This window comes from Enterovibrio nigricans DSM 22720 (genome assembly GCF_900167155.1).
In the GTDB taxonomy this organism is placed as follows: domain Bacteria; phylum Pseudomonadota; class Gammaproteobacteria; order Enterobacterales; family Vibrionaceae; genus Enterovibrio; species Enterovibrio nigricans.
Window position 1 is genome coordinate 1 of the sequence record NZ_FUXU01000049.1, and the last position, 12,369, is coordinate 12,369.

12 protein-coding genes are annotated in these 12,369 nt (G+C 43.7%); 4 read left to right on the forward strand and 8 right to left on the reverse strand.

Annotated elements, in window-relative coordinates:
- Positions 1-30: 30 nt before the first annotated feature.
- The gene (locus tag B5D35_RS15675; RefSeq protein WP_078753485.1) at positions 31-582 is read right to left on the reverse strand and encodes a hypothetical protein; all 552 of its coding nucleotides are present in this window, start codon (positions 580-582) and stop codon (positions 31-33) included.
- 1,244 nt (positions 583-1,826) lie between these two features.
- Between B5D35_RS15675 and B5D35_RS25245 the strand changes: the two genes are divergently transcribed.
- Entirely contained in the window at positions 1,827-1,952 is a 126-nt protein-coding gene (locus B5D35_RS25245; RefSeq protein ID WP_280174685.1) for a hypothetical protein, read from the forward strand.
- A gap of 10 nt (positions 1,953-1,962) precedes the next feature.
- Here the strand turns inward: B5D35_RS25245 and B5D35_RS15685 are convergent, their stop codons facing one another.
- A complete protein-coding gene (locus B5D35_RS15685) occupies positions 1,963-2,877 on the reverse strand; it encodes a DMT family transporter (RefSeq protein ID WP_078753487.1) in 915 nt (304 codons plus the stop codon).
- A gap of 254 nt (positions 2,878-3,131) precedes the next feature.
- On the opposite strand from B5D35_RS15685, the gene B5D35_RS15690 reads away from it, so the two are divergent.
- Together B5D35_RS15690 and B5D35_RS15695 are read left to right on the forward strand one after the other, a co-directional pair.
- Positions 3,132-3,821 (forward strand): DUF2786 domain-containing protein, encoded by a 690-nt coding sequence (locus B5D35_RS15690; protein WP_078753488.1) that lies wholly within the window; start codon positions 3,132-3,134, stop codon positions 3,819-3,821.
- Between the two features lie 292 nt (positions 3,822-4,113).
- The gene (locus B5D35_RS15695) at positions 4,114-5,088 is read left to right on the forward strand and encodes an OmpA family protein (protein WP_078753489.1); all 975 of its coding nucleotides are present in this window, start codon (positions 4,114-4,116) and stop codon (positions 5,086-5,088) included.
- Positions 5,089-5,149: 61 nt separating this feature from the next.
- Here B5D35_RS15695 and B5D35_RS15700 read toward each other — a convergent pair whose 3' ends face one another.
- Positions 5,150-5,713: a gamma-glutamylcyclotransferase family protein gene (locus tag B5D35_RS15700; RefSeq protein WP_078753490.1), complete on the reverse strand. Its 564-nt coding sequence runs from the start codon at positions 5,711-5,713 to the stop codon at positions 5,150-5,152.
- 184 nt (positions 5,714-5,897) lie between these two features.
- Here B5D35_RS15700 and B5D35_RS15705 point away from each other — a divergent pair, with 184 nt between their 5' ends.
- The gene (locus B5D35_RS15705) at positions 5,898-6,653 is read left to right on the forward strand and encodes a gluzincin family metallopeptidase (protein WP_078753491.1); all 756 of its coding nucleotides are present in this window, start codon (positions 5,898-5,900) and stop codon (positions 6,651-6,653) included.
- 42 nt (positions 6,654-6,695) lie between these two features.
- On the opposite strand, the gene B5D35_RS15710 is transcribed toward B5D35_RS15705, so the two are convergent.
- The 5 genes from B5D35_RS15710 to B5D35_RS15735 form a co-directional block, all read right to left on the reverse strand.
- Entirely contained in the window at positions 6,696-9,209 is a 2,514-nt protein-coding gene (locus tag B5D35_RS15710) for a hypothetical protein (protein WP_078753492.1), read from the reverse strand.
- A gap of 503 nt (positions 9,210-9,712) precedes the next feature.
- Positions 9,713-10,192 (reverse strand): hypothetical protein, encoded by a 480-nt coding sequence (locus B5D35_RS15720; RefSeq protein WP_078753494.1) that lies wholly within the window; start codon positions 10,190-10,192, stop codon positions 9,713-9,715.
- 12 nt (positions 10,193-10,204) lie between these two features.
- Entirely contained in the window at positions 10,205-10,717 is a 513-nt protein-coding gene (locus B5D35_RS15725; RefSeq protein ID WP_139367784.1) for a hypothetical protein, read from the reverse strand.
- Between the two features lie 36 nt (positions 10,718-10,753).
- Complete coding sequence (locus tag B5D35_RS15730) at positions 10,754-11,095, reverse strand: hypothetical protein (RefSeq protein WP_078753496.1); 342 nt, start codon at positions 11,093-11,095, stop codon at positions 10,754-10,756.
- A 138-nt stretch (positions 11,096-11,233) separates the two neighbouring features.
- Positions 11,234-12,229 (reverse strand): hypothetical protein, encoded by a 996-nt coding sequence (locus B5D35_RS15735; protein ID WP_078753497.1) that lies wholly within the window; start codon positions 12,227-12,229, stop codon positions 11,234-11,236.
- Positions 12,230-12,369: the final 140 nt, after the last annotated feature.

A 12,369-nucleotide genomic window follows, 5' to 3' on the forward strand; every position in this document is an offset into this window, starting at 1 on the left:
ATCGTAGCTTCTAGATTTAGTTCCATCGATTTAAGCAACAAAGCCCTTCAGATTCTCAGCCATATCATACCGGATTGGTTCAACGGCTTTGACAGGTATCGACATTTTTTCCGCGCCAGTGGCATTATCTGCCGTCGTAAAATGCTTATTGTTATCAGTGTCAATGCTAACCGCAATACGTTTTGTATTAACATCATCAGTGTACAGGTACATGCCAATAATGACAGAGCCGTCGTTCTCTACTATATCAACATCTGAGCGTTGACTTTCCTCTGTCATCACCTCTCTAGCATAGTCATTTTTAATATTGGTAAAACACCAACCACTACTGCCTCCCCAATTGAGTTTTTTATCTGAATCCGCAAAGCGTAAGTTAACGATGTGTCGCCAATCATCATCAGAAAAGTGAAGGACGACTTCATCACCTTCATCATTTTCTTTCGTCGCCTTTGCTTTAATATCAATCGCAAGTTGGTTTTTACCGTTGGCATAAATGACAGGTTGTGTGTTACCCGATGCCGCGTAAATGGAAAGCTCGACACTGGAAATATCATCTGGAGAATCAAATTTGTTGTCTTTCATTGCTAACATTCCTAATATTATGTTTGTTAAATAACACTGAACATTAAACTGATAGCTTGTAATGTCTTGAATTAGACAGGGCTAATTCAATTGGTTGATAGGTGAGTCATATTGGTGCTACAAAAGCATTAACTTAACGGTTTTTTGCTACATGTTTAATAATTTCCTGAGTAGGCATCGTCTATTTTTAAATTTACCAATAAGAACATTTGAAATATATTATATGCTGATTGTTTTTTTTACACATTCTCGTTAATTTAATTTTTGGTTGGTGCGTTTCTTCACCATATTTTCCAGCTATTCCGTCGTATAGGATTTGGCAAGAAAATTAGTCCCACCTTGCATTTTTGCCCAGCACTGGTCAAACTCTAAACTTTTGTTACAGAAAATAATGGAAACATCTTTGAAACAAGCATCTTTTCGTATTTGACTACAGGATTCATAACCATTCATTTCGGGCAAAATAATGCCTAGCAAGATCAGTTCATGAGTCCTGTTGTTTTTATCCAACTTAGCACGTCTTTGCCATTATTGGACGAACTCACCGAAAAGCCTTCATTCTCCAAGATTTATTTTGCTATCATTTGCTCTACGTGATTGCCGTTAACATCTAATATATGTTTAGCCATGCCATATTCTTTTTTGTCAAACAGCAGGGTGTTTTATCTAAGAAAGAAAATCACTCATTTATTTCGCGGTGTAAACTATGCATGTCGAAATTTGCGTATTTCTTATCAAAAGATAATGTCTACATACAAAACAATCAGCATTTTTCTCAGGTGAGATCAATCTATTCACACAAGGAAAGTTCAGTTAAGATACTAGTGATGGCATTTCTATCAAGTGACAAGTTGCGATCTGGTTATCACTATCGAGTGTTTTCGCAAGCTGATTCATCATTCTTTAATTATTACAGAATCAGTTTGGTTGCTCCGAATTTTGAAATCATTGATCGGGCATATAAGAGTTTGCCCGTGTAAATTAAAGATGCTCGAATTCAGAGGCCCTCAATATGTTCAATTCGAGATAAAATTTATCGAGTATCTCCGGGGGATTTAACGATGAAGTGGCACATTGAGGTATTCCCTTCAGGCGAATTGGCAGACGTCGTGCTCGTTGTTGCTCCTTCTTGATGGCGGAACCTTTACCAGCAAAGGGACGCCGCGATCACCAAGCCAGTCAATTTCGCTAAATCATGCATCTTCTGGCGTCTTGGGTATAAAGCCACACAATTTCCCGATGCAATGAGCCACGAAACGGTCGGGCTGGCTAAAATGCTTTTGGATGGTCAAACACCAGAACAACGACATATCCTGATCCCGACCAAACTGATGACAACTGAAAATGCAGAGTCATTCACGCAATGGTAGGCCGAAAAAACTAACGTTGGGTGGCAGCAGGCTGTTTTCGTTCTTTCGCAAAAAATGTCACAGCAATGCCTAGCAATATCACCGTTGCCGCAATCACCATTCGCATTGTCAGCGCTTCATCCAGAAACAAAAAACCCGCATAGGCAGCAATCAATGGTACGGTCAGTTGCATAACGCCCGCTTGTGTTGCTTTAAATTGTTTTACCACCCAATACCAGATGGCATAACCCACCGCTGATGCAATAGCACCTGATGCGATAGCAAGCCAAATACCATCAGCAGAGAGTGCATTCATTGGGATATTCAGCAAGAAAAAAGGCACCACAAAAAACAAACTCAAACGGAAATTAATACAATTGGCTTTTAACTGAGGCTGTTTAATCTCTTTACCCAGCACGCTATACGCCCCCCAAGCTACACCTGCGATAGCCATCAAAAACGCGCCCCACATATCGGGGGCATGGAGTCCGGGCGACACCAAATACCCTAGTCCACAAATAGCCGTGAGTGCCCCAATGTACTCCAGTCCACTCGCCCCGCCTTCTTTGTAATGGCTATATGCGAACATCGTTAACTGAACAAACGCAAACAGCACCAATGCGCCAACGCCCGTATCTAAATACAAATAGGCAAATGAAAACGTGGCGGCATACAGAAAAAGCATCGCCGCAGCGAGCCAATGCTCAAGGGGTCGATGCGTTAATTTGCATCCATCATCAACCTCACCTGTTCGCCAGCAATCAATCCCCGCCAGAAAGAAAAGCACCATTGCCCCCGAAACCAACCTAATACTGGTAAAGGAAGCCGGATCAATGTCAGTTTCAGCTAACGCGATTCGACACAAGACGGAGTTAGCAGCAAAAAACAACAGCGCCAACATGGCCATCGTTGCGTTTGTTAGTTCTTTTTTTGAGATCACAGCCATGGTTACAATCATCCTTGTGGTCGTCGAAAAGACAGACCGCAAGATTACCGTTTAACTTTCACCGTGTTACTGATAGTTAAAAAAGTTCACGACTCTACTCATCCCTTTTTTGCTACACACCAGTAAATTTCACCTGACTATACCCCGTCTTCACGAAGTTACAGATTTCAGCGAGTTTCAAAAAATTGGGGTAAATTTGGTAAATTGCACAATTGAATGTAAAATATCGCTCCCGTTTTTTAGTGGTGAACTGAATGTCTGACGCGAAACGCAAAGCGCTTAAGAAAATTGCTAAATGTCTTGAACTAAGCAACTCCTCAAACATCAACGAAGCTGCACAAGCCATCAAAATGGCGCAGAGCTTGATGAGAAAGTATGGGTTAGATCAGGACGACATCGACTTCATCAGTATGGGGAAAACCACCTCAGAAACCCTGCTACCAAACTCTATCAGTGATGCGATCCTAAAAATCATCCGAGGGATCAACACACGTTTTGGTGTCGAATGCGTTTTGACTAACCATAAAGGGTTAAAGAAAGCAGAGTTCATTGGTAATGCTGATCGCGCTATTTTCGCCGCATTTGCGTTTGATATTGTCTACCGCGAAATGAACGAGCACATTGGCCAGTTCCGAAACAGTTTTCAGGGGACGGGCACCTCCCAAGTCGAGCTGATGCGAAGAGTATCGTCTTTCACCATGGGCTGGTTAGAAGGTGCGCTAGCTAAGCTGCCAAAGATTGCACCGACTGATGATTCTGATGAAAAGATCAAAGACTACATCGACAGTCAGTTTAAAAACATCGACCGAGAGATGTTCAAGCAACAGCTCAAAGAAGCGATGAAAGCCATCACTGACGATTATGAAAAAGGCATGAAAAAAGGAAAACAAATTTCCGTCAGCCGTCCCGTTTCAGGAGCGAGAGAAGTGAAGCGCCTTGCATAGGCGCTTTTTTATTTCCCCACCGACGCCCTTCTCAATTTGTTCATCCATTCTCTTGTACTTCAACCTCATACTCAAAATTACATTTTTTCGAACAGTGTTGTATTAAAAAAGCCTGAATTTCCATGCTTGCTCTTGTATTGCAAGGTAGCCACACCTAGCCTAGCTTATTAAATCACCACACTGTTGGTGATTGAGAAGATTTGCGCTCAGCAAACTTTGGAACAGTGACTTGCGGCCAAGCAACTGAGTCATTAGTTCAAAATACTCTCTAGAAGGAATGGAGAAAAATACAATGAAAAAAGCAGTGACTAGCCTAGCAATTATGATGGCACTCTCACCTTTCGCGTATGCCCAAGATGACGCTAACTTTTATCTTGGTGCTCGCGTAGGTTCGTCAACACTTGAAGATGCTTGCCAAGCAGGCAGTTGTGATGATCAGGAAGTGGGTGCTGGCCTGATTGCGGGTTATGACTTCGCAAACGGGTTTTCAATCGAATCTACCTATGATTATTTAGGTAATTTCGAGACCTACTACAACTCAGTCGGCGCAAAACGCAGCGGTGATTTAACAGCGTTTACTCTGGCACCTAAGCTCAACTTTGGTATCACCGATGCGACAGATATTTACGGTAAGATCGGTCTTGCATGGTGGGATTGGGACAGCAATGCAGGCAGTGAAGATGATATCTCTTTGCTGACAGCATTGGGTGTTGATCACCGTGCAAACGATCTCGTTAACGTCCGTCTGGAATATCAGTACATTCCGAAGATGGACGAAGGCTATATCGACGCTGACAACCACTTCATCTCTGCCGGCATTACGTTCCATTTTGGTCGTCATTCTGAGCCTGAACTTGTCGTTGTTGAAGAAGTGGTGGTCGTTGAAGAAATTGTTGAACCAAAACGCTACGTTTTCTCTGAAGCAGATGAAGTTGAGCTGTTTGCGTTCGGAAAATCGTCGCTATCAGCAGGTGCAGCACAGCAACTTCAGCCAATGCTAAAACGCTTGCAGGATTTCCCTCAATCCACCGCTATCGTTATTGGTCATACTGACAGCATCGGCGCTGAAGCATTTAACCAGAAATTGTCTGAAGAACGCGCTCAATCCGTCGCAAAATACTTCACAGATAACGGCGTAAGTGCTGATCGTCTGAGTGTTGTCGGCATGGGTGAAAAAGACCCGATTGCTTCAAATGACACCGAGCAAGGTCGCGCGAAAAACCGTCGCGTTGAAATTGACTCACCAGAATTCGTTTACGAAGAATAATTTGTAATCGAAGGATGGCGATATTCGGCAACGAAAAGCCACGCGCATGCGTGGCTTTTTTTCAATCAAAACAGGGTGGTATGCAATGTAAAAATTGATCGATTCGTGCGCGGTCTTCCTTCCGCACGCCAGCGACACGTTGATAAACTGGTTTGTCTCTGTCGTTCATCCTTGGGTAATCCCATCCGTGCGTCGATTGAATAAATGATTGTGCAAACTCAGCAGAATAACGTAGGCACCCAGCAAGCACTGTATCTACATAACTTTGGGCAATAGGCTGAACGTGACAGGGTGAGACTACATCATCCGTCACATACACAAAAACGGGACCATCGAGCTGAATGGTCTCATCCAGTATTTTTATCTTTTCTGCATCCAATTTAACCCGCTGATAACCCGCTTCGCGGATATCAAACACCTCAAGCAAATCATCATTAACGTGAATCAGAACACCATTGCACAGCCCTGCACCCTCTCTCACGACAAGGTGAGACATTACGGGCGATCCCGTTTTTCCCCAATGCCTTTCAAGCCCTGACACGATTGCGGGAATGGCATTTCCTGTCTCTCCCGTTAATTGACGCGACGCTTCATTGATTAAACTTCCGTAACCGAAAATGTACATACAACCCTTTTGGATTAACTTCACTCCCTTAAGAATATTCTTTTTTAACGTGCCAGTGTCAACAGAAGTACCTTATTAAGCCCTTTTCTTTGCCCTGTTAGGCTCTGCTGATAAACTAAATAGATACTCGAATTCTACAGTTTTTCAGTGCTCTTCCTTTGTCACTGAACATTAAGGATGTTACGTGGACGCCTACCTTCAACTCGAAAAGCAATTTAAAAAGCTCGCAAGCTATCACCATTTGGCCGCAATTTGTGGCTGGGACCAAGCCACCATGATGCCTGATGGCGGCAACGAAGCTCGCGCCAATGCTATGAGCGATTTGGCCGTTTTATGCCATGAAACTCTGGTCGCCCCAGAAGTTGGAGAGTGGATAAAAACCATCGACGCACAAAGCGACACGCTGACTGACGAGCAGAAAATCAACGTGCGAGAGATCAAACGCCAGTGGGCACACGCAACGGTTTTACCTTCTGATTTGGTAGAAGCAAAATCACAAGCGGGCTCTAAGTGTGAGCACCAATGGCGAAAACAGCGCAGAGACAACGATTGGCTCGGCTTTGCACCCAATTTGAAGTCCGTGGTAGCGCTTTCTCGTGAAGAGGCCCTAAAACGTTCTGCGCACACCGGCTTGACGCCATACAACGCTATGTTGGACTTGTACGAACCCGGCATGACAACAGAAAAACTCGATGCCTTATTTGCAGATTTAAAATCATGGTTACCTGCTCTTACCCACCAGATCATCGAAAAACAAAAGGCTAACGCACTCATCTCGCCAAAAGGCCCATTTTCTACCGAGAAACAAGCCAGCCTTGGTCAGCAATTTATGTCGTTGCTCGATTTCGATTTTAACCATGGCCGTCTTGATGTCAGCGTTCATCCATTCTGTGGCGGTGTTCCTGAAGAGGTACAAATTTCATCTTACTACGCAAAGTAAAAAGCCCCAACCAATTAAGGTCAGGGCTTGTTTCATAGGGAGTTAACGAAGTAACCCTCCTGGTTTTTTCTGTTGCTTGATAGCTTTATCAGCCATGGTTCGAGCAATCATCTTGACTTGCTTCTCTTGCATCGAATTCAGCTCATTCAATGTGTTTTGGTCGACATTACCGTTGATTGTGATACCAGCATTGATTTGCTGAGAACCCCCACCCATGCTCATACCGTGACCAGCGTTCATTGCATCGATGTTGCCACGACCTAACGCTTGTGATGCGGATGCAGTAAGAACAGACTCACCACGAGACAACATAGCAGGAACGTCATCAGACTTGCTTGTTCCAGAACCATCAACGAACGATGTACCTGAGTTGTAATGCGGAACACCTACCATAGACGCACCATCTTTCGCTGCCATGATATTGGAAACGTTTGCAATACCTGTTGTGACGATAACGCCAGCATTAATCATCCTCTGTGTGGAAGATAACATAGCATCAGGACTGCCTTTCGCTGGGTTCAACGCGCTGTTTGCACCAGCAAACGTATCAGCGATTGCTTGTGTTGTGGCGATTGCCTTATACGCGTTTGAGTCCTGATCTAACACACTACTCAACATCGCTAAATTACCGATCATAGTGTTGTATTTGTGTTCAGCAACTTCGTCTGCGACTTTCTTCTCAAGCTCACCTTGAGCCAGTACCAAATCTTGGTACTCTTCATTGAACTCAATCATCATCTTGTGTTTATTCTCAAACACAGCCAACGCTTCGTTCACCTGCTCAAGCTCACCCGCTGCACCTTCAGAATATGAAGTTGCTAGTGCATCCTGAGCAACCGCAACTCCACCAGATATCCATTCCAGACGTTGACGAGCAGCAGCTAGTGCATCAGTCTTTTCTATTTCTAGAGACAAGGCGGCAAGATACGATTTACTGTCATTAGGGTCGACTTTGTCTTTGGTTTTCACCTTCGACTTGCTTGCTTCAGGGCGCTCTATATTGAAATCGCTGCTATCTCTAGTCTCGCCCGATAGAATTTGGTCAAGATTTCCAGAGAAGTTGGTCACTATGCGCTTAGCAAGAATATCTCCCTGTTTCTCGACTTCCTTCATCTGGGTGACCACACCCTCTAATTTAACTTGGAGTCCGCTTTTCGCATCGCCAACAGCAGTAACACCAAGCATATCTGAGATGAATTCAATATCCATCAAGTCAAGGGCTGCGATTCCGATGCCATAGAACATTCTCTGAGCAGCAAGCAAGGCATACTCTATGCCTTTAGCTAGGCCAGACACTACATCGAGAGCAGTACCGAAAGTGATGCCAACAACCCCACCTAATCGTGCTGTGATGGCATACTCATCGTTGACCTGACCGATTGTATGGACAACGCTACTGAAGGCATCGAACACTTGCCAAATTGCGGGTGCGAAGTCAGCCACGACAGAACCAGCAACATCAACAACATTATCTTTCATATAATCAAATGATGATGCCATCTTAGCGATATTGGCCTGATCAACTTCAGTCAGGGCATAGTTAAAGTCATTTACGCCTTTCGTTGTTCCATCAAGAATAGGCAGCATCTTATCCAAATCTGATGCCATTCGGTCTAGGACTGAACGAGTCTGCTCGGCAGAAACACCATTGTCTAAGAGTGCCTTGGTGATGGATTCCATCCCTTCGACACCATAGAGTTGTTCTTGATTGACATTCTTGAGTTCTTTTTCATACTCTTCGAAAATTGAAACCAGTTCACCACCACCAGTTGCGGCTTCTGCAACCTTCAGGTTCCAATCTCTAACTTGATCAGCGAACTGTTCATTGGTGACACCAACTCTTAGTGCTGTATTCTGCCAACGTTGGAGGGACTCATATGACATGTCCACGGAGGCCGCAAGGCGAGTGTTCTCCAAAATAAGAGATGATACAGCAGTTCCAGCTGACACAGCCGCAGCAGCTACAGCAACCAAAGCGAACTTCTTGGACACTAGAAGAGAGTTCACTGGCTTTATCTTTTTCACAGCATTGTCGTAATGACCATTTAGGTTTTTAACTGCTTTGTTGTACTCTTCTAAGGATAGTTTGCCAGAGCGATATTTACGTTCGAGACTATTGTGTTGTACCTCGAGTATTCTATTGGCCTGTAACATCTCGGTGGAGTTATTGCGTAACAATAGCATTGATGATGCTAGGTCGAGCATTCCGCCATTCATCCCACCGATTGTTTTAGCGAGCTTATCAAAACTGGCTGTCATATCGTTGGTTGCATTAGTGATGTTATTGATTGTTTTAGAACCATCACCACCCCCGCCTCCACCAACACCCCCAGAGAGACTTACTGAGATACTGGAGATTTCTTTGGATGCCTTCGCAACCTTTCTCATCTCCTCACGCATCTTTTTGAGGTCTTTAACGTTTTCCTCGTACGATTTTTCGAGTTTCTTATTGTCTTTGACGACGTTCTTCGTGGTCTTTTGTAACTTTCGAAGTTCATCATCAGCTTTTCTGACATCTTGGTAATCCACCAAGTAGTCTAATATTGCTGTTGCCATCACTATCCTCCTAGGAGATAGAAAGAAGGGAATGTGGTGTGCGTCCACACCACATTATTATTTCGCGGTTCGCATCCCGTGTAGGAGACTTGAATGTGCTTGATTTTGGAGTCTGACAAGGATGGTCTGTAGTTCCAGAGCCACACGCCACTCGTACGGGGATAGGTGTATGCTTGTTAGTCGGGAAAGGCTTTCAAGGTCTGTGGTTGGCAAGAGTCGCCACATACCATTTTCGTTGCAATTTGTTCGAAGATAATCGATCAACTCGATCAGGAAGCAATACATATTGAATGTAGAGTCGTCGTCAATAATTTCTTCGAAATGATCACTCGGGTTGGGTGATGGGGGCGTCAACACCTTCTTAGATTTCATCTTCTTGAGTGTCTTCGACTTAACTTCATAGTCTTCGATTTTGGTCAAATACTCAGGTTCATTATCGCCTGTCTTTTTGTATATTGATGGGATGTTCCAATCAATATAGGAAGCTATGAAATTAGTGAGTGTTACTTTCCCAGAAAAGCATGTACCTCTTGGAATGCTTCTAGGATTTGTTTCATGATATCTTCGGACGCAGGATCACTAAATAATTCTTTCTTGTTCTCTTTGGTACATGGAACCCCGAAGTGTTCAGACCAATTTGCAACAATCTCATCAAGAATGTCGATATTAATGCCCTTAGCATAATCAACGACCGCAGCAATTTCATCTACATCTGATGAGTCTTTGATAGCTTCCAGTTTCTTCTGTGCAACAGCTTGTCTGATATTAGAACGCTCAAACGCACGCAAGAATTCAGTGGATTGTGGTGGGAGAATCTCAACCCACGCTTCGGTGTCGACAATTTCAGGGACTTCGATTTCTTTGCCATCGACTTCCTTATTTACCAAATCGCCCGTAGCTGCTTTCAAGAATACGCGACGGTTCTTAATTTGTGGGAGACCACCGTTACTACGAAGGTTGTTGATGATGTTATTAGCAGACATGTTATTTCTTCCTTAATCAATTTTTGAAGTCAGTTTGACTAGATTGTTTCTTGCATTCATTGATGCGAGTGCGAGACCTGTTTCTCTCATAGAACGAGACGAGCTTGAGTGACCAACTTCAAGGTCAATTCCATATGGGACGATCAGAGAACCATACAGAAATCCAGTCTCACCGATTAACTTCTTGGAATCTTTCAATGATCTCCAAGAGTCGGAGTGGGATTGGTCGGAGTGGGATAGACGCTCGGCCTCAGTGTTAAGTGACAATGGCGTCAATTTATTAATTGTCCATCGCCAGCAATTAGCTGCGACATCCTGAGAATATTTCGCACCAGTTTTTGATGACGGTGTCAATTCAATATTTCGTGTGCCCATTTGTTCAACTGTATCGGCAACAGACTCGTAGAATGCGCCTACGAGATTGTCGAACATTTCATCGTTATAACGATGTTGTTGTTGGTTGGACATCTTGGGTTTCTTTCGTGCCATCAGTCTTTCCACCTTTGGTCTTGTAGAAGAAGCCATTACGGCGTCTCTGTGAATATGATCTTGCGTGTTTCATTATTCTGTCTCTATGATATCGGCGATAAAAATGCCATCTTCGTCAATTCCAAACCACTTTCCATCATTGAAAGATTCGGTCGAATAAAGTTCAAAACCTTCGGCGTCTTTAATTGTTTGTGATAAAGGATCATCATTGAATAGTTGTGTTATGTACTCAAGAATATTGGTGGAATACTTCCGTGCGGTTGTGGAAAATCGCTTGGATTGTTTTATCGGACTCCCCAACTTAATCACGGTCGACCACAAAGTTTGCGGCAGAAGATAAAAGATATCAGGCCTGACATTATCGTGACAAAGAAAGCGATTGTGTGGAATCTTGATGTTTACTATTGTGTTCATTGAGTTGTTCCATTTTAAAGATCATGAAAAAGTGCTCTGTGATTAAGCAGAGCCAAAGAGGATTACCCTTTTTGATGATCTCTATATGTGAAAAAGCCCCAACTTGTGGGGCTTTTGATTATTTTGCCAATTCACTTATTAGATGACGAATACTCGGGTGCCATTGTCTGCTTCATCGGTGAATACCATCTGATTCGATAGATGAAGAACCAATGCCCACAATGCTTCGGTCATGGTGTCAGGGGCAAACGTCAGGCCGTCGATATATGTTCGCGCCTCTTCAATACTTGCTCGGTATGTACCAGTTAGAGGCATAGCATCAGTCGGAGGCGCGGCACCAAGTAGAGGAAAATTTTGAGCAGCAGCACGCAACAACAGTGATGTCTCATAGAGATAATTCGGCGCATCTTCATCAACGGTAGTCAAGAAATCAGGCACCACTCGGGATAGAACCTCACCATCACCTGAAGTCGGGTCTTCTTGACCAGGACTTGTGGCATCAGGTTCGGCAAGTTCATTACCTGAGTAATCAGGCACCTCATAATCAGGATCAACTTTGTTGAAGGTCGTGGCTACTGACGCAGCTGCTTCGAAATCTGCGGCCAGTTCTGAGATGATTTCTTTGGTGAAGTCGCCAAGTAGCCACAAACCACCATAGTTATATAGACCATCGACCACATCAGTCGACCAGAATTTACTACCTGCAACCAATGTCAGTTCGGTCTCGAATGCTGCAATTTGTGATGAGCCATCAATGTTCGTATTCTGCAAACCGGAATATGTGAGGGAGGTTGTGCCAGCTACGTTGAAACGAAGTTCGTCATATACTTGATGTAGCATTAACAAAACCATATCGGTAATACCAAACTCTTCTGTGGCTGCGTATCGTGATGTGTCCAACAAACCGAACAGGGTGCCCAGCTCGTCATAGATTGCTGTCACGTATTCAAGTTCGGTCGCACCACCATGCGCTACATCAGAGCCTTGCGCAAGGGTAATCAACTTTTCGGTAGACTCGAGGGCATCATCCTTATCGATGAACTTAATATTGAGTTCAACGTGTTGGTTTTTGATGCGATTTAAAATTTTGAGAAGTAGCTTCTCACCCAATGATTTGTCATTGAATAGTGCCATTTGGAAATTCCTTGTTAGTCGTGAACAGTGACTACAATATGAGTCACTTGAACAATATGTTTTTGTGGGGTTTTGGGAGGCGTGGATACCGTATGAGTACCCACAATCTCAACCAAAGTGATCTTTGGTTTCATCATACT